The sequence below is a fragment of the Kitasatospora sp. NPDC034035 genome, assembly GCF_055575755.1.
Genome location: NZ_JBVISA010000013.1, coordinates 198,320 through 221,387, shown reverse-complemented (window position 1 = coordinate 221,387; position 23,068 = coordinate 198,320). Strand labels below are relative to the sequence as shown.

The 23,068-nt window shown below is 75.0% G+C and carries 18 protein-coding genes, 3 tRNA genes and 1 pseudogene; 14 read left to right on the top strand and 8 right to left on the bottom strand.

The genetic code is table 11. The features are described from left to right. Positions 1–53 precede the first annotated feature (53 nt). Positions 54–854, bottom strand: a complete 801-nt coding sequence (locus ACZ52J_RS20635) for a GNAT family N-acetyltransferase (RefSeq protein WP_465620573.1) — start codon at positions 852–854, stop codon at positions 54–56. A gap of 953 nt (positions 855–1,807) precedes the next feature. On the opposite strand from ACZ52J_RS20635, the pseudogene ACZ52J_RS20630 reads away from it, so the two are divergent. From ACZ52J_RS20630 to ACZ52J_RS20610, 5 genes and pseudogenes are all read left to right on the top strand, one after another. Beyond that, positions 1,808–2,938 (top strand): annotated as a pseudogene (locus ACZ52J_RS20630) (helix-turn-helix domain-containing protein); the annotation flags it as partial. A gap of 734 nt (positions 2,939–3,672) precedes the next feature. After that, positions 3,673–4,275 carry an oligoribonuclease gene (orn, locus tag ACZ52J_RS20625; RefSeq protein WP_360497176.1) on the top strand — a complete coding sequence of 201 codons (603 nt, stop codon included), beginning with the start codon at positions 3,673–3,675 and terminating at the stop codon, positions 4,273–4,275. Positions 4,276–4,421: 146 nt separating this feature from the next. Continuing rightward, positions 4,422–4,497, top strand: a tRNA-His gene (locus ACZ52J_RS20620). 148 nt (positions 4,498–4,645) lie between these two features. Next, the gene (locus tag ACZ52J_RS20615; RefSeq protein ID WP_465620570.1) at positions 4,646–5,092 is read left to right on the top strand and encodes a DUF4442 domain-containing protein; all 447 of its coding nucleotides are present in this window, start codon (positions 4,646–4,648) and stop codon (positions 5,090–5,092) included. Between the two features lie 110 nt (positions 5,093–5,202). Continuing rightward, positions 5,203–6,141 (top strand): hypothetical protein, encoded by a 939-nt coding sequence (locus ACZ52J_RS20610; RefSeq protein ID WP_465620568.1) that lies wholly within the window; start codon positions 5,203–5,205, stop codon positions 6,139–6,141. 183 nt (positions 6,142–6,324) lie between these two features. Here the strand turns inward: ACZ52J_RS20610 and ACZ52J_RS20605 are convergent, their stop codons facing one another. Together ACZ52J_RS20605 and ACZ52J_RS20600 are read right to left on the bottom strand one after the other, a co-directional pair. Beyond that, the gene (locus ACZ52J_RS20605; protein WP_465620566.1) at positions 6,325–7,230 is read right to left on the bottom strand and encodes a spermidine synthase; all 906 of its coding nucleotides are present in this window, start codon (positions 7,228–7,230) and stop codon (positions 6,325–6,327) included. Between the two features lie 263 nt (positions 7,231–7,493). After that, positions 7,494–8,009 carry a hypothetical protein gene (locus ACZ52J_RS20600; RefSeq protein ID WP_360497164.1) on the bottom strand — a complete coding sequence of 172 codons (516 nt, stop codon included), beginning with the start codon at positions 8,007–8,009 and terminating at the stop codon, positions 7,494–7,496. A gap of 260 nt (positions 8,010–8,269) precedes the next feature. On the opposite strand from ACZ52J_RS20600, the gene ACZ52J_RS20595 reads away from it, so the two are divergent. Continuing rightward, on the top strand, positions 8,270–9,889 hold the full coding sequence (locus ACZ52J_RS20595) for a tetratricopeptide repeat protein (protein WP_465620564.1): 1,620 nt from the start codon (positions 8,270–8,272) through the stop codon (positions 9,887–9,889). Positions 9,890–9,996: 107 nt separating this feature from the next. On the opposite strand, the gene ACZ52J_RS20590 is transcribed toward ACZ52J_RS20595, so the two are convergent. After that, complete coding sequence (locus tag ACZ52J_RS20590) at positions 9,997–10,653, bottom strand: histidine phosphatase family protein (protein WP_465620562.1); 657 nt, start codon at positions 10,651–10,653, stop codon at positions 9,997–9,999. A 197-nt stretch (positions 10,654–10,850) separates the two neighbouring features. Here ACZ52J_RS20590 and ACZ52J_RS20585 point away from each other — a divergent pair, with 197 nt between their 5' ends. Genes ACZ52J_RS20585 through ACZ52J_RS20575 form a run of 3 tightly spaced genes read left to right on the top strand, consistent with a single transcriptional unit; the run spans position 10,851 to position 15,111 of the window. Then, positions 10,851–12,086, top strand: a complete 1,236-nt coding sequence (locus ACZ52J_RS20585) for a hypothetical protein (RefSeq protein ID WP_465620561.1) — start codon at positions 10,851–10,853, stop codon at positions 12,084–12,086. After that, positions 12,083–13,720 (top strand): hypothetical protein, encoded by a 1,638-nt coding sequence (locus ACZ52J_RS20580; protein ID WP_465620560.1) that lies wholly within the window; start codon positions 12,083–12,085, stop codon positions 13,718–13,720. Before ACZ52J_RS20585 ends, ACZ52J_RS20580 begins: the two co-directional genes overlap by 4 nt. Beyond that, positions 13,720–15,111, top strand: coding sequence for an AAA family ATPase (locus ACZ52J_RS20575; protein WP_465620559.1), 1,392 nt, complete (start codon positions 13,720–13,722; stop codon positions 15,109–15,111). The genes ACZ52J_RS20580 and ACZ52J_RS20575 overlap by 1 nt, the downstream gene beginning before the upstream one ends. A 12-nt stretch (positions 15,112–15,123) precedes the next feature. Here ACZ52J_RS20575 and ACZ52J_RS20570 read toward each other — a convergent pair whose 3' ends face one another. Continuing rightward, positions 15,124–15,435, bottom strand: a complete 312-nt coding sequence (locus tag ACZ52J_RS20570; RefSeq protein WP_465620557.1) for a hypothetical protein — start codon at positions 15,433–15,435, stop codon at positions 15,124–15,126. A 240-nt stretch (positions 15,436–15,675) separates the two neighbouring features. Here ACZ52J_RS20570 and ACZ52J_RS20565 point away from each other — a divergent pair, with 240 nt between their 5' ends. The 3 genes from ACZ52J_RS20565 (at position 15,676) to ACZ52J_RS20555 (ending at position 16,847) form a co-directional block, all read left to right on the top strand. Beyond that, a complete protein-coding gene (locus tag ACZ52J_RS20565; protein ID WP_465620555.1) occupies positions 15,676–16,032 on the top strand; it encodes a hypothetical protein in 357 nt (118 codons plus the stop codon). Between the two features lie 115 nt (positions 16,033–16,147). Then, a complete protein-coding gene (locus ACZ52J_RS20560) occupies positions 16,148–16,705 on the top strand; it encodes a bifunctional DNA primase/polymerase (RefSeq protein WP_396288811.1) in 558 nt (185 codons plus the stop codon). A gap of 68 nt (positions 16,706–16,773) precedes the next feature. Next, a tRNA-Lys gene (locus ACZ52J_RS20555) sits at positions 16,774–16,847 on the top strand. Between the two features lie 110 nt (positions 16,848–16,957). On the opposite strand, the gene pgi is transcribed toward ACZ52J_RS20555, so the two are convergent. Further along, complete coding sequence (pgi, locus tag ACZ52J_RS20550) at positions 16,958–18,619, bottom strand: glucose-6-phosphate isomerase (protein WP_465620553.1); 1,662 nt, start codon at positions 18,617–18,619, stop codon at positions 16,958–16,960. A 176-nt stretch (positions 18,620–18,795) separates the two neighbouring features. Continuing rightward, positions 18,796–20,379 (bottom strand): Na+/H+ antiporter, encoded by a 1,584-nt coding sequence (locus ACZ52J_RS20545; RefSeq protein ID WP_465620552.1) that lies wholly within the window; start codon positions 20,377–20,379, stop codon positions 18,796–18,798. Between the two features lie 215 nt (positions 20,380–20,594). On the opposite strand from ACZ52J_RS20545, the gene ACZ52J_RS20540 reads away from it, so the two are divergent. Together ACZ52J_RS20540 and ACZ52J_RS20535 are read left to right on the top strand one after the other, a co-directional pair. Beyond that, positions 20,595–21,503: an NADP-dependent oxidoreductase gene (locus ACZ52J_RS20540; protein ID WP_465620550.1), complete on the top strand. Its 909-nt coding sequence runs from the start codon at positions 20,595–20,597 to the stop codon at positions 21,501–21,503. Positions 21,504–21,596: 93 nt separating this feature from the next. Further along, positions 21,597–21,670, top strand: a tRNA-Lys gene (locus tag ACZ52J_RS20535). Between the two features lie 120 nt (positions 21,671–21,790). Here the strand turns inward: ACZ52J_RS20535 and ACZ52J_RS20530 are convergent. Beyond that, positions 21,791–22,981 carry an MFS transporter gene (locus ACZ52J_RS20530; RefSeq protein ID WP_465620548.1) on the bottom strand — a complete coding sequence of 397 codons (1,191 nt, stop codon included), beginning with the start codon at positions 22,979–22,981 and terminating at the stop codon, positions 21,791–21,793. Positions 22,982–23,068: the final 87 nt, after the last annotated feature.

Below are 23,068 nucleotides of genomic sequence, written 5' to 3'. Positions count from 1 at the left end.
CCGGCGGCACGGCGCCCCTGCGACGGCCGGGTGCCGGCCGGGCGCCCCGCCCGTCAGCCCTCCGCCGACGTGCGGCTCCACCAGCAGGTTCGGGCCTGCTCGACGAACCCGAGCTTGCGGTAGAGCGGTTCGCCGAGCGAGGTGGCGACCAGGGTGGCCGGGCGGTCCGGGTGTGCGTGGACCAGGGCGGTCTGCACGACGGCCCTGGCCACCCCGCGGCCCCGCCAGTCGGGCAGGGTGGCGACCCAGTACACGCCGGTGGCCCGTCCGTCGTCGTAGGTGAGGCAGGTGCCCGCCGGGGCGCCGTCGACGCGGCCGAGCCACGCCCGCCACCCGGGTTCGCCCAGCAGCTGCTCGGGGAGCGCGTCGCCGCGGACCCACGGCTGGCGGGCGGGCAGCGGGAAGCCCTCCACGATCGCCCGTTCGACCAGCGCGAAGCTGTCCCGGTCCGGCGCCTCATCGACCGTCAGGGTTCCGCCCCCGTGCGCCTCGTGGCCCGCGGGCAGGGCGGTCGTCACGCCTTCGACCGGGCCCGGGTCCCGGACCATCACCGGCATGATCGGCATCCGGGTGGCCCCGAAGCGGGAGAGGTCGAGCCCGCCGTACGGGTCCTCCAGGGTGAAGCGTATGGTCGCCCAGTCGTCCAGCAGGTCCGCCAATTCCTTTTCCACCGAACCTGGTTCGGTGTAGGGACGGGTCACCACGACGCGGTGCGCATCGTCCGGGGTACGGGCGCAGCGGACCGCCGTCAGGCCCGGGAGGACACGGGTTCGCCAGCCGTGCACGCGGGCTTGGGCGAGCCAGAAGGCGGCAGCGTTGTCGTTGGCCCGTTCGAGCCGGCTGTTGGTGTTCACGGCAGGACCGTAACCCGGCAGTCCGGATAACGGTTCTCCCGCATCAGGCTTGGCCGGATGAAGCCTGGGAGGCGCACGACTCATGCCCGTGCGCCCTCTTGTGCACCGCCGATTTTCGGTCAATTTCGCGCCGATCCCTCCCGCTTGGGCAAATCCGCAGTCCAGACCCGCCGATCGGGCGCACGGGGGCCGGACGCCCCAGGAGCGGCCCTGCGACAACCAGCCACCGTTGCCTCGGCCCTCTTCCCAGAAAGGTCGACGGGTGCCACGCTTCGTGATCGAATGCATCACGCCAAATTGCCATGTCGACATAGCGTCGGATGGTGAACTTGTCACAACGGTGATGGTCCACCCGATAGATTTCGATCTTGGCTAGCAGTGCCGCACCACCCACACCACACCACCGAGGGGGCTTGAGCGCCTTGAGCAGGGTGAGCAGGAGCGACGCGGGTCCTGACAGCGGCCAGGCGCTGGCCGGCACCACAGGTCGGTCCGCGAGAAGCACTGGCACCTCCGCGATCGCCGCCACCACCCGCACCTCCGGCGGCTCGGGCGCTGCCCCGCATCCCTCGTACCCCGCAGCGCACTCCGCCGTCGGCGGCCCGGGCGCGGCCCCCGCCGTCGAGCACGGCGCGGCGGCCCCGTACGGAGGCCAACCAGGCAGCGGGCAGTACGTCAGCGGGCAGCACGCCGGTGGGCAACACGCCGGTGGACACGCCACCGGACACCCCGTCAGCGGCGGACAGCCGACCGCCGGACACCCCGTCAGCCGAGGCCTCGTCGGCCACGCCCCGGCCTACGGCGGCGAGTACCCCGGATATCCCGGCCATCCCACCCACTCCGGCTACGCCGGCCACCCCGCCTACCCCGGCGGCGCGCCGGGCCTGAACGGCGCCTCCGGAGCCGTCGGCGGCCCGCCCGGCGGCCCCGGTGCGAACGGCTCCCCGGCCTCGGTGACGGCCGCCGCCCCGCGCAAGCTGTCGGGCCGGCGCCGCCGGGAGACGGTCGCGGTGCTGATCTTCGGCGGTGCCCCGATCTTCGAGAGCTCCATCCCGCTGTCGGTCTTCGGCGTGGATCGCCAGGACGCCGGGGTGCCCCGCTACCGCCTGCTGGTCTGCGCCGGCGAGGAGGGCCCGCTGGCCACCACCGGCGGCCTGACCCTCTCCGCCCCGTACGGCCTGGAGGCCCTCGCCCGGGCCGGCACGATCGTCGTACCGGCCTGGCGGTCGATCTCGCAGCCCCCGCCGGTCGAGGCCATCACCGCCCTGCGCAAGGCCCACCACGAGGGCGCGCGGATCATCGGCCTCTGCACCGGCGCCTTCGTCCTGGCCGCCGCCGGCCTGCTCGACGGCCGCCCGGCGACCACTCACTGGATGTACGCACCGACGCTGGCCAAGCGCTACCCGCGGGTGCACGTCGACCCGCGCGAGCTGTTCGTCGACGACGGCGACGTGCTCACCTCGGCCGGCACCGCCGCCGGCATCGACCTGTGCCTGCACGTGGTGCGCAGCGACCACGGCGCCGAGGCGGCCAACGCGCTGGCCCGCCGCCTGGTGGTGCCCAGCCGCCGCGGCGGTGGAGGACAGGCCCAGTACATCGATCAGTCTTTACCGGAGGAGATCGGCAACGACCCGTTGGCCGAGGTGGTCACCTGGGCGCTGGAGAACCTCAACCAGCAGTTCGACGTCGAGGTGCTGGCGGCTCGCGCTTACATGAGCCGGCGCACCTTCGACCGGCGGTTCCGCACGCTCACCGGCAGTGCGCCGCTGCAGTGGCTGATCACTCAGCGGGTGCTCCAGGCGCAGCGGCTGCTGGAGACCTCGGAGCTGTCGGTGGACGACGTCGCGCGCCGGTGCGGGTTCCGTTCGCCGGTAGCGCTGCGCGGGCACTTCCGCCGTCAGCTCGGGGTCTCCCCGGCCGCGTACCGGACCAGCTACCGGGCGCGCCGCCCCGGGCAGCAGCAGCCCACGGCGACCGGTGCGCACGGCGGCGACCTGCGGCTGCCCGGCGCGCTGTCGCACGCGGCGGCCGGCGCGGCGCCGGGCGGTCCGCTGTTCGGCGGGGCGCCCGGCGGTCAGTCGGCGCAGCCGTTCCCGGCCGGGCCGGGGGCTCCGCTGCCGGTCGGTCCGCACGGGCAGCCGTTGCACGGTCAGCCGGTCGGCCACGGCCAGCCGGGCGGGTTCGGTCCGGGACAGGCCGGGACACCGGCCGCCCAGGCCTTCCACGCCCGCGCCGGTCAGCCGTACCCGCACCAGCAGGCCGCGCAGCAGGCGCACCCCGGGCAGCAGGGTGCGGCAGGGCGCGGTCCGATGCGGCCGCCGCTGGTGCCGCCGCAGGCCGGGCCGGGTGCGGGGGCGGGACGTCCGCCGCGCACCGCCGAGCACGCGGCGGCCGAGGACGGTCTGCCCCAGCCGGGGGCGCGCGGTCAGGGCCAGGGGCACCGGAGCGCGGTCGAGCGGCCCGCGGACGAGCCGGGTGCGACCGGGCGCGGTCACGGCGCGGCCGCCGGACGGACGCCGGCACCCGCCGGGCAGCCGACGCCGGGGGCAGGGGCGGCCGAGCTCCGCGGTCGGCAGGCGCGGGCGCCGCAGGTCCGTGCCCAGGGCGCTCGGCCCGCGGGCGACGGCACCCGGGCGGCGCGCGAGGCCCGTCCCGGCCGGGACGGACACCCGGTCCGCACCGGCCGGGAGGACGAGCACGCGGACGGCCGCGGCACGCACGACGGGGCGGAGGAGCACCAGGCCGAAGCCACCGCCGCGGCACCCCGCTCGGCTCCACCGGTCCCCGCGGCACGTGATCGCGCCGTAGGGTGAGTTGCGTGAATGACCGTTTGGTATGGATCGACTGTGAAATGACCGGCCTCGACCTCGACCGGGACGCCCTGGTCGAGGTCGCGGTGCTGGTGACGGACTCCGAGCTGAACATCCTCGGCGAGGGTGTGGACGTCATCATCAGGCCGCCGGCGGAGGCCGTGGCGAACATGCCCGAGGTGGTGCGCGCGATGCACACCGCCTCCGGCCTGCTGGAGGAGCTGGAGCAGGGCGTGACCCTGGCCGAGGCCGAGGAGCGGGTACTCGCGTACGTGCGCGAGCACGTGCCGGAGGCCGGGAAGACGCCGCTGTGCGGCAACTCGGTGGCCACCGACCGCGGCTTCCTGGCCCGGGACATGCCGGCCCTGGAGAAGCACCTGCACTACCGGATCGTGGACGTCTCCTCGATCAAGGAGCTGGCACGCCGCTGGTACCCGAAGGCGTACTACAACAGCCCGCCGAAGGGCGGTAACCACCGGGCGCTCGCCGACATCCGGGAGAGCATCGACGAACTGCGGTACTACCGCGAGGCCGTGTTCGTCCCGCAGCCCGGCCCGGACGCCGACACCGCGCGTGCCATCGCCGGGAAGTACCAGGCCCCCACCGGCTGATCCCGGGAGCAGCGGGCACCCGCTGCGGGTCCGCGGGGGTGCCCGCGTCCGTCGGAACGAAACCCTGGCGCGAGCACCCTCTCGGATCCTGTAGAGTTCTTCCTGTCGGAACGGGAACGCGAGAGCGGGAACGGACCGGACAGATGGTGGGTGTAGCTCAGTTGGTAGAGCACCTGGTTGTGGTCCAGGTGGCCGCGGGTTCGAGTCCCGTCACTCACCCCAGAGCCCGAGGGGCCGATCTCTTCAAGAGGTCGGCCCCTCGGGCGTTTTCGCGTTCCCCCTGTTTCGCGCTCCTTCAACTGCGCCCGGTGGCCCGGCTTTTCCGTTCGGCCCCTGCCGCCGGAAGCTACCGGCTAGTAACATCGTCGCCATGACCACACCTACGATCGGCCAGATGCTCGACGCCACCGTGCCGATGGCACACACCCTCAAGCTCGAGTACCTGGAGACCACCCCGGAGCGCGCCGTGCTCCGACTGCCCGACCAGCCCGCGTACCACAACCACGTCGGCGGCCCGCACGCCGGCGCGATGTTCACGCTCGCCGAGTCCGCCAGCGGCTGCATCGTGCTCGCCGCCTTCGGCGACCAGCTGTCCCGGGCCGTGCCGCTGGCCGTGAACGCCGAGATCGCGTACAAGAAGCTCGCCATGGGCGAGGTCACCGCGACCGCCGTGCTCGGGCGCCCGGCCGCCGACGTCGTCGCCGAGCTGGACGCCGGCGGCCGACCGGAGTTCCCGGTCACCGTCGAGATCACCCGCACCGACGGCGCCGTCACCGGTGTGATGACGGTCACCTGGACCCTGCGTCCCAACTCCTGACCGCCGCGCGGTCGGTGGCCCCGGGAACGCCGCCCCGGGGCCGCTCGCACGATGACTGTCCGTGACGGCTGGGCGTGACCTCACCGCCCGTCCGCTCGTTCTCAACTCACGTGCGAGCCAATCACGCGACCAAGCCCCAGGAACCCGTCCCCCGCGGCGTCGCCGGAGACCGGCGCGGCATCGCCGGAGACCGGCGCGGGATCGCCCGCTGGCTGCCCCGCCCCCGCGCCGTCGCGGCCGCCGGCGCCCTGCTCGCACAGCTCTGGGGCCTCGGCGCAGCCGGCGCGTACGCGGCGTCCGCCGACCCACCGCGGGAACCTGCCCGACCCGCCGCGCACCACGCCCCGTACGGCGCACCGGCGCCCGCCGGGCCGACACTCGATGCACCGGCGCTCGACGGACCAGCGCTCGACGGCCAGTCAGCCGAACACCCCGTCGGGCCGGGGCCGTCGACGGGCGGGGCGCCGCGCCGCTCTCCCGGGCTCGCCGGGGAAGTCTCCGGCGGCGGCACCGTCGAAGGGGCCCCCGGGACGGTCGGCGACACCCTGCAGGAGCAGATCCGGGCCGGTGGCCTGCCCCTGCCCGGCCAGCGGGCCGCCGTGCCCGACGCCTTCGCGCTCGCCTCCGGCCTGCTCGACACCGTCCCCGCCCAGGCCCGGCCCGCCGAGGCCCGCGCCTCCCGCGAAGGCGAGCCCACCGGACTGCCCTCCGCCGAGCGGCCGCAGCCCGGCACCACCCGCTCCACCGTTCCGCGGCAGCGCGAGGCCTCGGAGGCTCCGCCGGCCCCGGAGACGTCCGAGGCCGACACCCCTGCCGGGACCTCCGCCGACCCCGAACGCGCGCCGGCCCCCACAGGCCCTGCCACGGCGGTCGCCGTGCCGGGCGCCGGCGGGACGCCGGAGACGCTCGTCGTCGCCGACACCGCCACGGTGACCGCCGTGGCCGACGGCTCCGCCACCGCGACCGCCGTCCTCGCCCCCATCGCCGCCGGGCTGCTGCTCACCGGGGCGGCCATGTGCAAGCACCGCGGGCTGCCGCGCGGGCACTGAACAGGCGGGCACTCAACAGGCGGGCACTGAACGGGCGGCCGCGAGCAACTCGGTCGCCTGCCAATGGCTTTACGGCCGTCAGGGAGCGCGATGGCGCCCGCGAACCGGCCCTGCCGGCACCGTTCCGCCGATGGTGAGCCTTCTCTCGGGGTGCCTGCCTGCGGAAACAGCGACCGCCGTCCGTCAGTGGAAGACGCCCGGCGGCGGTTCCGGGGACGGCGCGGCCGTGGCGTCCGTCGCCGGGGTGGCTCCGGCGGCGAAGTCGCCGAGGGTCCGGCCGTGTTCGACGCGGGCGTGGGCGGAGTCGGAGGCGGCGCGACGGGTGAGGTCGGCGGCCGGGAGGGGGGTGTGGGCGGCGGCGAGTACGAGGTTGCCGAAGCGCTTGCCACGCAGGACGGCCGGGTCGGCGATCAGACAGAGCTCGGGGAAGACCGCGCCGAGGGTGGCGACCTGGGAGCGGGCGAAGGGGAGGGCGCCGCCGTCGGCGATGTTCGCGGTGTACCAACCACCGGGGGCGAGGGCGCGGGCGGCGAGCGAGGTGAATTCGACGGTGGTGCAGTGGGCCGGGGTGCGGGCGCCGGAGAAGACGTCGGTGATGACCAGGTCGACGCTGCCCTCGGGGGTGCGCTCCAGCACGCTGCGGGCGTCCCCGCCGCGCACCTTGATCTGCCAGCCGCGCTCCAACGGCAGTTCGGCGCGGATGAGTTCGGTGAGCGCGGTGTCGATCTCGGCGACCTGCTGGCGGGAGCGCGGCCGGGTGGCGGCGACGTAACGGGCCAGGGTGAGGGCCCCGCCGCCCAGGTGCAGGACGGTCAGCGGGCGGCCGGGCGGGGCGACCAGGTCGATCAGGTGGCCGAGCCGGCGCTGGTACTCGAAGCCGAGGTGGGTGGGGTCGGCGAGGTCGACCAGGGACTGCGGGGCGCCGTCGATCAGCAGCGACCAGGCGGCCGGGCGGTCTTGGTCGGGCCGCAGTTCGGCCAGGCCGGAGCCGACGGGACGGGTCAGCGGCCCCTGGGCGTGGGTGCGCCCGCCCACGCCGGTGGTGACCGCCGTCTCGCTGCCGCGCGCGGCTCTGCTGCTTCGTCCCATGGGGGCCATTATCGCCGCAGGCGCGCGGGGGGAGCTGCCGCCGCAGGCGCGCAGGGGGAGCTGCCGCCGCAGGCGCGCGGGGGGAGCTGCCGCCGCAGGCGCGCGGGCACCTGCCGCCGCAGGCATGGGGGACCTGTCTCGGCCGGCGCGGGGCACCAGTCGCCACCACGGCGATACAGCCCCGCTCAAGGGCGCGCCACGGGGACCCGGCCGGCGGGGCGAGCGGTGCTCGCGGGCCCGGCGGGATCCGCACGGCACGCCCGCTAGAACGGGCCGAGGCCGCCCGCGGTGAGCGTGCAGGCGGCCTCGCAGAGGGCGGAGCGGAGTACCCAGGCGTCGGTGGGGCGGGCGGTGCAGCCGGAGCCGGCGGGTGGGATCACCCAGCGCGGGTCGGTGGCGGCGGGGACGAGCGCGCCGGCCGTACAGGAGCTTCCCGGCAGGTGCCAGGTCTCCCAGGCGCCGGCCGGGACGAGGAAGGAGAGGGTGCTGCCGTTGCGGCTCTGCAGCACGGCCCCGCAGGCGCGGCGCAGTCTCAGGATGTCGACGGCCTCCAGGCCGTGCCGCAGGGCGACCGTCACGGTGTCGCAGGCGGTGACGAGGGTGACCTCGTCGGGGACAGCGCGCTCACGCCGGGGGCCGCCGCAGGAGGCGCGGCCGCCCTCGACCGGGCCCCGGCCGGGGATCCGGTCGTCGGCGGGGTCGGGCAGCAGGGCGGGGGCTGCGCCGGCGAGCACGCCCCCCGCGACGGGTCGGTGCTGCGGCAGTCCGGTGGCCATCATGGGCCCTCCTGTACCTCGTCGGATCCGGAAGCACAGCCGCCCGGAGGGGCCACCGGGCTGGGACGGGCCGGGGCGACGGCCTGGGCTTCCACGTATCAGGACAACGCGGAGGATGCACCTGAGGCCACGGGGCGCCTTACAGCAAGGCATGGCATTTCATGGCAGATATCCCGCAACATCGCCTGTTTTGCCCGGGATTGTCAGCACATCTCCCGCCAACCCAATGTGGCCGGTCGGTGACTCCGAGTACTCTCGGCGCCATGGCAGCCACCCCACCGGCCGAGCCGAACCGACCGTTCCCCAACACCGTGATGCGCGCGCTGCGCGGCGACCGCTCGCCGGGCGAGTTCGCCATGGCGGTACGCCGGGCCGCGCGCGAGATCGGCGAGCACGTCTCCTGCGACGCACGCTACGTCGGACGGGTCGAGTCCGGTGAGATCCGCTGCCCCAACTACGCCTACGAGCGGGTCTTCCGGCACATGTGGCCGGGCCACACGCTCGAAGACCTCGGCTTCGCCCCCCGGGCCGCCGTCCGCCGCCGCTCGGCGGACGGCGGCGGACGGACCGAACCGCCTCCGCTCCACCCGCCGTTCCCGCCCCTGCCCGCCCCGCGCTCACCACTCTCCACTCAACTCCCGTACGCTGCCTCGCCGTACGCGGATCCAACCGCTCCGTACGGCCCCCCGTGGCCGAGCCCTGGCGCGGTGCCCCGGGGGCCCGATGGATCGCCCTATCTCGACGAGGAGAACGACGACGTGCGTCGCCGTACGTTCCTGGCCGGCGGCACCACCGCGCTGGCCTCCGTGATCGGCATCGACCGGTCGGCCGTGGCCGCCGGTCGACAGGCCGGTGCCGACGGTGCCTCCGGTGTGCTCACCGGCCAAGGTGCCCTGCCCGGTGCGGAGTTCGCCGCACCGTCGCTGCTCTCGACCGACCCCCTGGTGCCCGGCCGGCCCGGGCCGGTGCCGCCGCTGCGGCGGGTCGGCGCCGCCGAGGTGTTCGGTGTCGAACAGGCCGTCCGGGACATCCGGCTGGCCGACGACGCGCACGGCGCCGACGCCCTGTACGAGCTCGCCGGGCAGTCGCTGCGCAATGCGTACGTGCTGCTCAACGAGGGCGAGTACAGCGCCGAGACGGAACGCCGACTGCAGGCCGGAGCCGGCGAACTCGCCATCTCGGTGGGCTGGTTGGCACACGACTCGAACCGGCTCGCGGACGCCCGCTCGCTCTACGCCGAAGCGCTGGCAACCGCCCGGATGGCCGGGGACTCCGCGCTGGAGGCGCACGTCTTCTGCAACAGTGCCTTCCTCGCCCGGGACGCCGGCCGCCCCCGCGAGGCGCTGCGCGCCGCCCAGGCCGGGCAGGTCGCCGCCCGGGAGCTGGGCTCCGACCGGCTGCTCGCCCTGCTGGCCATGCGTGAGGCCGGCGCCTGGGCCGTGCTGCAGGACCGCACCTCCTGCGAACGCGCGCTCGGCCGGGCGTACGCGCTGTTCGACCACGGCCCCTCCGAGGCCGATCCGGAGTGGATGTCCTTCTTCGGCGAGGCCGAGATCGCGGGCCTCCAGTCGCAGTGCTGGTCCGCGCTCGGCGACTGGGACCGTGCCAGCGAGCAGGCCGGGCTGGCCATAAGGCTGCAGAAGCCGCAATTCGTCCGCAACCGGGTGCTGTACACCGCCGAGTTGGCCCACGACCGGCTCGGCCGGGGGGACGTGGCCGGCGCGGCACACCACGGCTCGTCCGCCGTCGCGCTGTTCGCCGACGTCCGCTCGGCCCGGATCCGGAGCATGCTGGCGGACACCGCCGGTCGGCTGCGCCCGCACGCCGCGGTGCCCGAGGTGCGCCGGTTCCTGGCCGAGTACGACCGGGCGGCCGCCGCCTAGGCCGGCGGCCGCCGCCCGGGGACGCCGCGGGCGTCCGTGCCCGGCGTTCAGTGCCCGCGCCGGGAGCCGGCGCAGGACGGCGCGGCCCGGCGCTCAGTGCCCTGCGTTCAGTGCCCGGCGTTCAGCCCGTCCAGGTGGGAGAGGTCGTTCCAGATCTCCACGGCCGGGGCGCCGTACTCCCAGGACAGCACGCACAGCGCCGCCGTGCCGAGCTTGAACCGCTGGGCGAACTCGGGCGGCAGGCCCAGCCAGCGGGCGGCCAGGATGCGCAGCAGGTGGCCGTGCGCGAACAGGACGACGTCCCGGTCGGCGCAGTGCATCACGGTGGTGTCCGTTTCCGGGACGCCGTGCTCCTGGTTGAGGTCGGCGAGGAAGGCGTCCACCCGGGCCGCCACCTCGGAAAGCTTCTCGCCGCCGGGCACGCCGTCCCGCCAGATCAGCCAGCCGGGGTGGTCGGTGGCCCGGATGTCCACGCCGGTGCGGCCCTCGTACAGGCCGTAGTCCCACTCCATCAGCTCCGGACGATCCACCGCGCGATCGCCCAAGCCGGCCAGGGCGCAGGTCTCCTTCGCGCGGCCGAGCGGGCTGGTGTAGACGAGCGCCTCCGGCAGCCCGTTCCAGGGGGCCTTGGCGAGGCGGGCACCGAGGGCCCGGGCCATCGCGCGGCCCTCCTCGGTCAGCGGAATGTCGGTGCGGCCGGTGTGGCGGCCGGTGGCGGACCACTCGGTCTCGCCGTGGCGGACCAGCACGATTCGGGCGGGCATGGGGGGCTCCTCGCAACGGGGCGGCAACGGTCGGTCTCACCCTTGAGCACCGGGCTCCATGATCCCCCACCCGGGTTGCGGCCACGATCGCGGGCCGGTGCGGACGGCCGCGGGCACCGGTTCCGGCCACCCGCCGCGTCGCCCGGCGGCCGGTCCGCACCGCGTTGTCGGACCCGGATGCGACACTGGGCCGCACCATGAACGTCTCGACGAACGTCCCGCCCGGCGGGTCCGCTGAGCCGCTCGCCCAGCGGCTCGCCGAGCTGCGCGGACCGGCCCCGCAGCGCAGCCTGAACGCCCGCTCCCTCGCCGCGCTCGCCGCCAATCCCGGCTGCCACCGCCGCGCGGTGCTCGACGCGGCCGGGATCGACAAATCGGCGCTGGCCGCCCGGCTCGGCCGCCCCGCCCCCTTCGGCCAGTCCCCCTTCGCGATCGCCCGCGGCGTGATCTTCGAGTCCCGGCTGAAGGCCGACGACTACGCCGCCCTGCTGGAGCCGCTGCGCCGCCACCTCGACGTCCCGACGGACGGCCACGCCCCGCTGGAGGTGCCGGACCTGCTGCAGCGCTCCGGCCCGGCCGTCCGCGCCGAACGGACGGTCCAGGCGCTGGCCCGGGCCGCCGCCGACCCGGAGGCCTGGACGCTGCTCGACCACCCGCTGCTGCGCCTGGACGTGGCCGGCAGCACCGCCTACCTGGAGCCGGACGCGCTCGTGGTGCACGGCGGTCGGTGCACGGTGGTCGAGATCAAGTCCTTCCCGGTGGTCGACGGCAGCGCGGACCCGGCCAAGGTCGGCGCCGCCGCCCGCCAAGCCGCCGTGTACGTGCTGGCACTCCAGCAGGCCGCCGCCGCGGCGGCCGGGGTGCCCCTGAGCGACGACCCGTACACCGAGCAGCGGCTGCCCGGCAGCCCCCGGACGAGCGTGCTGCTGGTCTGCCCCAAGGACTTCGGCAACCGGCCGACCGCGGTCGCCGTCGACGTCCGCCGCGAGCTGGCCACCACCCGCCGCCAGCTGAGCCGGATGACCGGCATCGGCCGGCTGCTGGACGCGCTGCCGCCGGACGCGGACTTCGACCTGGCGTCCGACGAGGCGGGCGCGCCGACGCGGTCCACCGAGCGGCTGACCGCCTCGGTCGAGGCGGTGCCCGCCGCGTACAGCCCGGACTGCCTCTCCACCTGCGAGCTCGGCTTCCACTGCCGAGCCCGGGCCCGCTGCGGCGACCGGGTCGAGCAGCTCGGCCGGGGCGTGCGCGGCGAGCTGGGCAGCATCCGGACGGTCGCCGGCGCGCTGGCCGCAGCCTCCGGCACCGAGACCGGCGCTACGGACGACGCCGCCGAGCGCCTGGCCTACGCGGCCGCCCTCCGCGCGGAGGCCCTGGCCCTGGCCCTGGCTGGGGATCAACGCATGAACGAGCGCAGCGAGGCGGGCGCATGAGTCTGCTGACCACCCTGGCCCGGCTGGAGGCCGTCCGCAGCGGCCGGGCCGAGCCGCTGGCCACCGTCCGGCACCGGCACCTGTCCGACCGCCCGATGGTGCTGGTCCCGCTGACCGCGGCCGGCGAGGCCGGCGCGCCGCTGGCGGTGATGCTGGGCACCGACCGGGACGCGCCCCGGCTGCACCTGGTGCCGCAGCCGCTCAACCGCACCCTGCGGTTCGACTTCCTCGCCGCGCTGGCCGCCGACCTGCTGCCCTACCTGGAGTCCTTCGCCGACGACGTCGAGCAGGTCGAGGGTTCCGAGAAGGACCCGGAGACCGGCGAGAAGACCCAGGTGTTCCGCGAGCTGTGCGCGGACGCCCCGCAGCTGGTCGTGCCGAACGGCGCGGGGGTGCAGCACCTCGCCCTGATCGGCCGCTCGACCCGCTTCCGCCGCACCGCCGAGGACGCCGAGCCGGGCCCCTACCCGGCGCCGGTCCGGGTGCCGCTGCTGGGCCGCTGGCTGACCCATCTCACCGACCGCGCCCAAGTGCCGGGCTCCGGTCTGCTGCTGCCGATGACCGGCCTGCTGGCCCGGCACTGGGCCACCGGCCAGAGCCACCTGGAGGACCAGCACCTGGCGGCCCGGCTGGCCTGGCACCGCCCGCCGCCCGGTCTGACCGGTGCCGAGGCGGCCGAGCTGGCCGAGTCCGCGCGGGACGACCGGGGTCAGCTGCTGCACCCGCCGGCCGGCCCGGCCACCGACCCCCGCTTCGACGAGGCCGTGCTCGCCCCGGCGATCACCCGCTACGACTCCGCCGTGGGCGCCCTGCAGCACAGCACCGAGCAGCGCGACGAGGCCGCCGCCGAGCGCGCCCGGGCGGCCGTGCGGGCCGCGGTCGGGCAGTTGGAGGAGGCGCTGACGGCCGTCCTGCTGCCCACCTGGCGGGACGTCTGGCAGGGCCTGGACCTGCTGCGCGAGCTGCCGCCGGCCGGCCACCTGGAGGAGCGCTGGACCGCCGACCGCTGGTCCTTCACCGGCCACCGGGACCGTCTGGCGGCCGGCGAGCCGCCGCAGCCCCGGCAGGACGACGCCGTCACCGCCGCCCGCAAGCTCGCCCAGCGCGAGCGCGAGCAGGCCCGGCTGGACGTCCAGGAGGCGCTGGACGACCCGCTGGCGATGGCCGAACACCGCCTCGCCGGTGAGGCGTTCAGCGGCGTGGTGACCGAGGTGGTGCCGGACTGGGACACCACCGGCCGCTCCCCCAAGCCCCGCCCGCTGGTCACTCTGCGCACCGCCGACCGTCCGCACGCGGACCTCGGCCGGGAGGCGTACCGGGTGCACGGCCCGTCCGCGCAGAAGGCCGAGATCGTGGCGGTCGACACCGCCGAGGGCACCGTCACGCTGCGGGTGCTGTCCGGCATGGGCCGCAGGAAGGAGCCGGAGCCGGGCAGCCTGCCCGAGCCCGGCGAGCCGGTCACCTTCACCCTGTTCGAGTTGACGGTCCGCCAGTCCGCGCCGCTGCCCGAGCCGGACGACACCCCCTGGACGCACGGCGGCCCGCCCGGCGCCGCGCCCGTCCCCGGCCCGCCCGGCGCCGTGCTCCCCGGCCCGTCCGCCGCCGCCCCGTCCGCCTTCGAGGAGTGGGAGTGATGACCATCTCGACCCCCCAGCCGGGCCCGACAGCCCGGCCGACGCCCCAGCAGGCCCCGGGCGCGGCCGCCGACGCCGCCGTGGCCGGGATCCTGGCGGCGACCGTCCGCCCGCCGGTCGGCGCCCCGCGCGGCGTGGTGGTGGACTCCCCGCCCGGCGCCGGGAAGTCGACGCTCGTGGTGCGGGCCGCCCGTGAGCTGGTCGAGGCCGGTGAGCGGCTGATGATCGTCGCCCAGACCAACGGCCAGGTGGACGACCTGGTGGGCCGACTGGCCGAGAAGGCGCCGGAGTTGACGATCGGGCGGCTGCACGCCGCGGATTCCCGTCCGGGTCCGGAGGTGCTGAAGCACGCCAACGTCACACCCTCCGACAAGGTCGCCGACCTGGTCGAGCACGACGTGGTGATCTCCACCTCCGCCAAGTGGCAGTGGGTGCGGGCCGAGGCGCCGTGGCGGCACGCGATCGTCGACGAGGCGTACCAGATGCGCTCGGACGCCCTGCTCGCGGTGGCCCGGCTGTTCGAGCGGGCGCTGTTCGTCGGCGACCCGGGCCAGTTGGACCCGTTCACGGTGGTCGGAACCGCGCAGTGGGCCGGCCTGTCGTACGACCCGTCCGGCAGCGCCGTGGTCACCTTGCTGGCGCACAACCCGCAGATCGAGCCGCACCGGCTGCCGGTCTCCTGGCGGCTGCCCGCCAGCGCTGCGCCGCTGATCTCCCGGGCCTTCTACCCGTACACGCCGTTCCGTTCCGGCACCGGGCCGGACGACCGCCGGCTGACGGCCGCCGTCCGCCCCGACGGCTCGGCGCTGGACGCGGCGATCGACCGGGCCGCCGAGCACGGCTGGGCGCTGCTGGAGCTGCCCGCCCGGCACACCGTGCGGACCGACCCGCAGGCCGTGGCGGCGGTCGCGGCGACCGTGCGCCGGCTGCTGGAGCGCGGGCTGACCGCGCACTCCGAGCAGGGCGAGGCACCGCTCACCGCGGACCGGATCGCCGTCGGCACCGCCCACCGCGACCAGGCGGCGGCGGTGCGCGCGGCCCTGCTCAAGGCGGGCGTCCCGGTGGACGGCGCGGCCGGGCCCGCCGTGACGGTGGACACCGCCAACCGGCTGCAGGGCCGCGAGTACGACGTCACGGTGGTGCTGCACCCGCTCTCCGGCCGCCCGGACGCGACCGCCTTCCACCTGGAGACCGGCCGGCTCTGCGTGCTCGCCTCCCGCCACCGGCACGCCTGCATCGTGGTGGCGCGGGCCGGGATCGCCGAGTTGCTGGACGAGCACCCGGCGACCGAGCCGGTGCAGTTGGGCGTCCCGGTGGCCTTCCCGGACGGCTGGGAGGCCAACCACCAGGTGCTGCACCACCTGAGCGGCCACCGGGTCCACCTGCGCTAGCGGGCCGGCGGGTCAGTCCTCGGTCTCGCAGACGGCGTAGGCCACGACGGACCCCCGCTCGGCCTGCGCCCTCCACCCGGTCGCGTCGAGGGTCGGCCCGTTGGCGCGGACCGGGCCCTCCGCGTCGGGCTGGAGCCGGTAGCCGCCGCCGGTCAGGTGGGTGCCGCTCGGGCAGGTCGCCGTCGAGAAGCCGCCGGGGTTGCTCGGCTGCCCGACCACGACCTTCGCCGTCTCGGCGGCGGAGGCCGGCGCCACCGAGGCCAGGCCGAGGAGGGCGGGGGTGGCCAGCAGGACGCCGACGGGCAGGACCTTGCGCATATGCATGCGGATCTCCCGGTTCTGTGAGTGGCTGGTACGACCGAACGCCCTGCCAACCGATTCGCATACGACCAGGTCACGCGGCGCACGAGGCACGCCCCCCGGCGCGCGCCGGGGAATAGCGCCCGCACGCGCACCGTTCCGTTACCGGCCGCCGCCGCGAGACAATGGACGACGGCCACAACCCGGGCGGCGCAGCCCGGAGCAGCTCCGCCCGCCCCATCGAGACCCCGGAGGTGTCCGTCCATGCCCGACTCCCCTACAGAGTCGACCGAGCCCACCAGGCGCGTGCGTCCGGCGCAGCTGCTGTTCGAGCCGCAGTCCGCCGAACCGGAGCCGGAACGATTCTTCGATCTGGAGTCGATCGAGGACCCGGCGGAGCTGCTGCGCCGCTCCACCGAGCTGGCCCTGGCCTTCCGGGCGGCCGCCGAACGGGCCACCGACTTCCAGGCGGTCGCCGCCGCCCAGCTGGCCGATCCGCGCCGGTTCGACGCGCTGTCGGACGCCGACGTCGCCGTACGGGCGGACTGGACCCCGGACTACGCCGCCAAGATGATCGAGTACGGCCGCACCCTGCTCCAGCCGCGCCGCCACGAGGACTGATTTCCCGGGCCTCCGGCATATGCCAGCGGCGGAGGGTACGCGAGTCCCCGCCGCCCTGTCCGGCGAACCGCGCTTTCCGCCGTGCCGGGGGCACACACGGCGCACGCTGCTGTGCGTGGACATCTGGACGCATCAGTCGGTGGAGTACGTCAGCGTGGCCGGGGAGGCCTGGCTCGCCTCCGCCAGTGAGTACCCGCGCAGCATGCGCGCCCTCTGGGAGACCCGCCCGTGGGCGCCCTCGGTGCTGCCCTGCGGGCGCGCCTTCGACGTGATCAGCATGCCGGCGCTGTTCGGCCGCCGGGTGCTGGACGAACTGTGGGCCTCCGGCCCGGGCTGCGGCCCGGTCGCGGCCTACCGGGGGCGGACCCTGCTGTTCGTCCAGCCGGGCGCGGCACCCCGGCTGCGCCGGCTGCTGGCCTGGGAGGAGTGGGCGCGGGACGTGCCGCCGCTGCTGTGCCACGGCAAGGGCGACGCGGTGACCGTGCCGCCACTGCAGCGCATGGTGAACAGCCCGGACTCCCCCGGCCAGGGCGCCGGCCGGTGGATCGTCGCCCCGGAGGACCGGGAACCCTGGCTGCCCGGCGCCTCGGTGGTGCTGTGGGCCTGCGTCCGGGCGGCGCGCGAGCCGGGCGTACCGGTGCCCGCCGGGGCGGCCGTCGTGACCGGCGGGTGAACACGGAGCGACCGGTATTCGATTTTGGCTCGGCCGCACGGCGCTGCTACAGTCTTCTCTGTCAGCAGGCGCCGCTAGCTCAGTTGGTTAGAGCAGCTGACTCTTAATCAGCGGGTCCGGGGTTCGAGTCCCTGGCGGCGCACCGACAGCCGGAAGGCCCCTTGCGAAAGCGAGGGGCCTTCCGGCATTTCCGGCCTCGGGAGAAACGGACCGGACCGGGCCGCCCGCCGGAGCGGACGGCCCGGCCGGGGCTCAGCGGCCGCGCAGCGCGCGGTAGCGGGCGACCAGCTCGGCGGTGGAGCTGTCCAGCTGCTCGGCGCCCTCGCCGGTGAGCAGCACCGGCTCGATCCGCTTGGCGAGCACCTTGCCCAGCTCGACGCCCCACTGGTCGAAGGAGTCGATGTTCCAGATCGCGCCCTGGACGAACACCTTGTGCTCGTAGAGCGCGACCAGCTGGCCGAGCACCGACGGGGTCAGCTCGCCGGCCAGGATCGTGGTGGTCGGGTGGTTGCCCTTGAAGGTCTTGTGCGGGACGAGTTCGGCGGGCACGCCCTCGGCCGCGACCTCCTCCGGGGTCTTGCCGAAGGCCAGCGCCTGGGTCTGGGCGAAGAAGTTGGCCAGCAGCAGGTCGTGCTGGGCGACCAGGCCCGGGAGCAGGTCGGCGACGGGCTCGGCGAAGCCGATGAAGTCGGCGGGGATCACCTTGGTGCCCTGGTGCAGCAGCTGGTAGTAGGCGTGCTGGCCGTTGGTGCCGGGGGTGCCCCAGACCACCGGGCCGGTCTGCCAGTCCACCGGGGTGCCGTCGCGGGTCACCGACTTGCCGTTGGACTCCATGTCCAGCTGCTGCAGGTAGGCGGTGAACTTGGACAGGTAGTGCGAGTACGGCAGCACCGCGTGCGCCTGGGCGTCGAAGAACGCGCCGTACCAGACGCCCAGCAGGCCGAGCAGCAGCGGGACGTTCTCCTCCGCGGGGGCGGTGCGGAAGTGCTCGTCGACGAGGTGGAAGCCGTCCAGCATCTCGCGGAAGGCGTCCGGGCCGATGGCGATCATCAGCGAGAGGCCGATCGCCGAGTCGTAGGAGTAGCGGCCGCCGACCCAGTCCCAGAACTCGAACATGTTGGCGGTGTCGATGCCGAAGTCCTGCACGCCCTGGGCGTTGGTGGACAGCGCGACGAAGTGCTTGGCCACCGCCTCGGTGCCGGCGCCCAGGCCGTCGAGCAGCCAGTCGCGGGCGGAGACCGCGTTGGTGATGGTCTCGATGGTGGTGAAGGTCTTGGAGGCGACGATGAACAGCGTCTCGGCCGGGTCGAGGTCGCGGACCGCCTCGTGCAGGTCGGCGCCGTCCACGTTGGAGACGAAGCGGACGTCGAGGTCGCGCTGCGTGAAGGAGCGGAGCACCTCGTAGGCCATCGCGGGGCCGAGGTCGGAGCCGCCGATGCCGATGTTGACGACGGCGCGGATCCGCTTGCCGGTGTGGCCCTTCCACTCGCCGCTGCGCACCCGCTCGGCGAAGGCGGCCATCCTGTCGAGGACGGCGTGCACGGCGGGCACCACGTTCTCGCCGTCGACCTCGATCACGGCCTCGCGCGGGGCGCGCAGCGCGGTGTGCAGGACGGCGCGGTGCTCGGTGTTGTTGATCTTCTCGCCGCGGAACATCGCGTCCCGCAGCTCGGCGACGCCGGTGGCGGCGGCGAGTTCGCGCAGCAGCTCCAGCGTCTCGTCGGTGACCAGGTGCTTGGCGTAGTCCACGTGCAGGTCGCCGACCCGCAGGGTCAGGCGGCGGCCGCGCTCCGGGTCGGCGGCGAACAGCTCGCGCAGGTGGGTGTCGCCCAGCTCGGCCCGGTGCTTGGCCAGGGCGGCCCACTGGGGGGTGCGGTCCAGCGGGGTGCGGGCGTCGGCGCGGGTCTCCGACATCGGTGGGTCCTCGATTCATCTGGGTGCAGAAACCGGCAGGGCCAGGCGTGAGGGTGCTTCGCGAGGTCGTGCGGGTACTGGTGGTGCGCCGACTCCGTTGACGGCCTGCCCGGGTTCAGCCTATGCAACCCCGGGGGCGGTCGCGCACATTCCGCCCCGCCACGGCGGACAGCCCGTCACTTCCGTTCCGAGCGCAGGTCGAGCCCGCGCAGCACCCGGTCGACCAGCTCCGGATCGGCGCCGAGCTCGCTGCGGGCGGCGAGCATCTCGCGGCGGGAGGCGGCGATCATCTCCTGCTCGACGTCCCGGGCGGCCCGCCACTGGGACAGCCGCAGCTTGGCCTCGGCGGCCTCCTCCTCGGCGTAGTTCTCCGGGCAGAGCCGGGCCAGCCGGTCGTGCTGACGGTCCCGCAGCCGGTCGGCGACCTCGGCCGGCAGCCGGTCCTGCTCCTCCAGCTCGACCAGTCGGCTGAGCCCAGCCTTGGCGGCCCGCCACCAGAGCTGCCGGACGGCCTGCTCGTGCGCGTCCTGGTCGATGTCCAGCCGGAGCCGCTTGGCCAGCCACGGCAGGGTCAGGCCCTGCACCAGCAGGGTGAAGAGCACCACGCTGAAGGCGATGAAGACCAGTCGGCCGCGCTCGGGGAAGTCCGCGCCGGAGTGCAGGGTGAGCGGGATGGCGAGCGCCAGGGCGACGGTGGCCACGCCGCGCATGCCGGACCACCAGAGGACCACGCTCTCCTTCCAGCTGAACGGGGTGTCCTCGTCCTCGCCGCTGCGCAGCTTCCGGGACACCCAGCCGGCCGGCAGCAGCCAGAGCAGCCGGACCACCACGACGACGCCGATCACGACGGCGGCGTCGCCGAGGAAGCCGGTCCAGCCCCGGCCGGCCTCCTTGAGCACGGTGGCCAGTTCCAGGCCGATCAGGCCGAAGGCGACGCCGGTGATCAGGATCTCGACCACCTCCCAGAAGGCGTTGCCGACCAGCCGGTAGGAGACGGCGTCGGCGTCGGAGGCCCGCTCGGCGAGGTAGAGCGCGCAGACCACGACGGCGAGCACGCCGGAGCCGTGGATCTCCTCGGCGATGGTGTAGGCGGCGAAGGGCACCAGCAGGTTGAGCGCGACCTGCTGGGTCGGGTCGTCCAGGCGCTCGGCGAGCTTGGCGTTGACCCAGCCGAGGGCGACGCCGACAACCACGGCCAGCACCGCGGACAGGACGAAGCGCAGCACCGCGTGGCCGACCGAGAAGTCGCCGCTGACCACGGCCTCGATGGCCAGCGAGTAGATGACGATCGCGGTGACGTCGTTGAACAGGCCCTCGCTCTCCAGGATCGACACCAGGCGGCGGGGCAGGCCGACACTGCCGGCGACCGCGACGGCGGCGACCGGGTCGGGCGGGGAGACCAGCGCGCCGACAGCGATCGCGGCGGCCAGCGGCAGGGTGGGCAGCAGCCAGTGCACCGTGCCGGCCACGGCGGCCGTGGTGACCACCACCAGGGCGACGGCCAGCAGCAGGATCGAGCGGACGTTGGCCTTGAAGTAGCGCACCGAGGAGCGCCGGGCGACCGCGAAGATCAGCGGCGGCAGGACCAGCGGGAGGATCAGCTCGGGCTCGATGGTGACGTCCGGGATCTGCGGGACGAGCGCCATGACGATGCCGAGCAGGGTCATCAGGACCGGCTGCGGCACGCCCGTCCTGCGTCCGAGCGGCATGGTGACCACGGAGGCGAGCAGCACCAGGAAGAACAGGGGCAGCTGGCCCACGGGGAGGTTCCTCTCGACGACGGACGGCTGAGCGCCGCCCAGGATAAATCTGACAATGCGCCCATCAGTGAAGACGCGCCGAATAACGGCTTGACCTCAAGCGGACTTCAGGTCCGAGAATCAGTTCAGATTCGATGATCAGTTCGGTTCGAGGATCGGTTCAGGTTCGACGTTCGGTCCAGGTTCGACGTTCGGTTCGGGGGCGGGGAGCAGACATGAAGGCAGTCACCGTGACGCGGTCCGGCGGTCCGGAGGTCCTGCGGGTGGGCGAGGTGCCCGATCCGCAGCCCGGCCCGGGCGAGGTGCGGGTACGGGTGTACGCGGCCGGGGTGCAGCCGGTGGACCTGGCGATCCGGGAGGGGTTCCGGCCGCCGGGGCTGGCGGTCGAGCCGCCGTTCGTCCTCGGCAACGAGTTCGCCGGGGTGGTGGACCGGCTGGGGCCGGACGGCGGGGACTGGAAGGTCGGCGACGAGGTGCTGGGCTTCCGGGTGCTGGACAGCCACGCCGAGCTGGTCACGGTGGACGCGGCCCAGCTGGTGGCCAAGCCGGCCGGGATGCCCTGGGAGCTGGCCGGCTCGCTCTCCGCCTCCGGCCAGACCGCGCACGCGGCGCTCACCCTGCTCGGGGTCGGCCCCGGCGACACCCTCCTGGTGCACGGTGCCACGGGCGGGGTCGGCACGGTGGCCGTCCAGCTGGCCCAGGCCTGGGGGGCGACCGTGGTCGGCACCGCGAGCGAGCGCAACCACGCCTACCTGCGCGAACTGGGCGCGATCCCGGTCGCGTACGGGGAGGGGCTGGTCGAGCGGGTCCGGGCGGCGGCGCCGCAGGGGGTGACCGTCGCCTTCGACGCCGCCGGGCGGGGCGCGCTGGAGGCCTCCGTCGAGCTGGTCGCCGACCGGGACCGGATCGGCACCGTGGTCGACTACCCGGGCGCCCAGCGGCTGGGCGTGCGGCAGCTGCGGGCTCCGCGCACGGCCGAGCGACTGGCCGAGCTGGTCCGGCTGTGGGAGGCGGGCGGACTGCGGCTGGAGATCGCCGAGACCCTCCCCCTGGAGCGGGCCGGCGAGGCCCACCGGATGGTCGGCACCGGGCACGTCCGGGGCAAGGTGGTGCTGACCATGTGAGGCCCGGGCCGAGGACTCCGGGCCCGCCGTGGCACCCTCCGGGCCGATTGTGTGTTTCGGCCGCTGACCAGGTAATGTCTCCCACGTCAGCAGGCGCCGCTAGCTCAGTTGGTTAGAGCAGCTGACTCTTAATCAGCGGGTCCGGGGTTCGAGTCCCTGGCGGCGCACAGACAACCGGAAGGCCCCTTGCGAAAGCGAGGGGCCTTCCGGCACTTCGGGCTGTGTACGGCCGGGATCGCGCCATGGGATCGGGCCGCGGGATCCGGCCACGGGATCCGGCCGGCACGTCAGCCGCGCACCGGGGGGAAGGCGTGGCGGCGGGCGCCGACGGCCACGGCGAGGGCGGGGAGCATCAGCGCGAGGACCGCCCACGGCAGGGCGCCGGTGCCGAGGCCGCTCAGGACCAGGCCGCCGACCACTCCGCCGGCCGCCATCGCGATGTTCCACAGGGTCACCAGCATGGCCTGGGCGGCGTCGGCCTGCTCCCCGCCCGCGTCGCCGAGGGCGGTCTGCAGCAGGGTCGGGGCACCGCCCCAGCCCAGGCCCCAGAGCAGCGCCGCGAGGTACACCAGCGGCGCGCTGCCGGACCACACCGCGAGGGCGCCCGCCGTCACCGCGACCAGCAGCGCGCCGCCGATCGTCAACTGCCGCAGCCGACGGTGGATGTGGGCACCCGTGAGCCAGATGCTCGCCATCGAGGCCAGGCCGAAGACCAGCAGCACGGTGCCGGTGGCGCCGCCGAGGCCGGCCCCGTCGAGGAAGGGCGCGATGTAGGTGAACAGGATGGTGTGCGCGAGCACGTAGAGCACCGTCATGGTGAGCACCGGCAGCACGCCGGGCACGGTGAGCGCGTGCCGGACCGGGGCACGCTCGCCGTCCGGCTGCCCGGGCTGCTCGGGCAGCATCGCCGTGATCCAGCCGACCACGCCGACCGCCAGTGCCGTCATGGCCAGGAACGGCACCCACCAGGCGAACATCCGGCTGAGGAAGGTGCCGACCGGCACCCCGAGCGACAGCGCCACCGGCACCCCCGCCATCGCGACGGCCATCGCCCGGCCCTGCTGCTCGACCGGCACCAGCCGGCGGGCGTACCCGGCCAGCAGCGCCCAGGCGAGGCCGGCCGCGACGCCCGCGAGGAAGCGGGCGGCCAGGGTGAGCGGGTAGTTGCCGGAGACCGCCGTCACCGTGTTGGCCACCGCGAAGCCGCCCATCGCGGTGAGCAGCAGCCGCTTGCGGCCCCAGCCGGCGGTGGCCGCGGTGAGCGGGATCGCAGTGACGGCGGAGCCGATCGCGTAGACGGTGACGGTCTGCCCGGCGGCCGACTCGCTGACGCCGAGGGACTCGCTCATGCCGGGCAGCACCCCGGCGGGCAGGTTCTCGGTGAGCGCGGTGACGAAGACGGCGGTGGCCAGGGCGAGCAGGGAGGGGAGCGGGAAGGGCTTGCGGAGTACCGGAGTCGGGAGCTGTGTGGTCGCCATGGGGACCATGGTTGGACCTCACACCGGTGTCAGGTGCAAGCGTGGTCCCCGTCGGCGTGCGGACCCGCTCCGTGCGCCCCCGGCGGC

Bases quoted from the DNA above. Each gene is read 5' to 3' on its own strand.
- ACZ52J_RS20615 (WP_465620570.1), top strand. From the start codon at position 4,646: ATGACCACACCTACGATCGGCCAGATGCTCGACGCCACCGTGCCGATG.
- ACZ52J_RS20605 (WP_465620566.1), bottom strand. From the start codon at position 7,230: ATGGGACGAAGCAGCAGAGCCGCGCGCGGCAGCGAGACGGCGGTCACC.
- ACZ52J_RS20600 (WP_360497164.1), bottom strand. From the start codon at position 8,009: ATGATGGCCACCGGACTGCCGCAGCACCGACCCGTCGCGGGGGGCGTG.
- ACZ52J_RS20595 (WP_465620564.1), top strand. From the start codon at position 8,270: ATGGCAGCCACCCCACCGGCCGAGCCGAACCGACCGTTCCCCAACACC.
- ACZ52J_RS20590 (WP_465620562.1), bottom strand. From the start codon at position 10,653: ATGCCCGCCCGAATCGTGCTGGTCCGCCACGGCGAGACCGAGTGGTCC.
- ACZ52J_RS20585 (WP_465620561.1), top strand. From the start codon at position 10,851: ATGAACGTCTCGACGAACGTCCCGCCCGGCGGGTCCGCTGAGCCGCTC.
- ACZ52J_RS20580 (WP_465620560.1), top strand. From the start codon at position 12,083: ATGAGTCTGCTGACCACCCTGGCCCGGCTGGAGGCCGTCCGCAGCGGC.
- ACZ52J_RS20575 (WP_465620559.1), top strand. From the start codon at position 13,720: ATGACCATCTCGACCCCCCAGCCGGGCCCGACAGCCCGGCCGACGCCC.
- ACZ52J_RS20570 (WP_465620557.1), bottom strand. From the start codon at position 15,435: ATGCATATGCGCAAGGTCCTGCCCGTCGGCGTCCTGCTGGCCACCCCC.
- ACZ52J_RS20565 (WP_465620555.1), top strand. From the start codon at position 15,676: ATGCCCGACTCCCCTACAGAGTCGACCGAGCCCACCAGGCGCGTGCGT.
- pgi (WP_465620553.1), bottom strand. From the start codon at position 18,619: ATGTCGGAGACCCGCGCCGACGCCCGCACCCCGCTGGACCGCACCCCC.
- ACZ52J_RS20540 (WP_465620550.1), top strand. From the start codon at position 20,595: ATGAAGGCAGTCACCGTGACGCGGTCCGGCGGTCCGGAGGTCCTGCGG.
- ACZ52J_RS20530 (WP_465620548.1), bottom strand. From the start codon at position 22,981: ATGGCGACCACACAGCTCCCGACTCCGGTACTCCGCAAGCCCTTCCCG.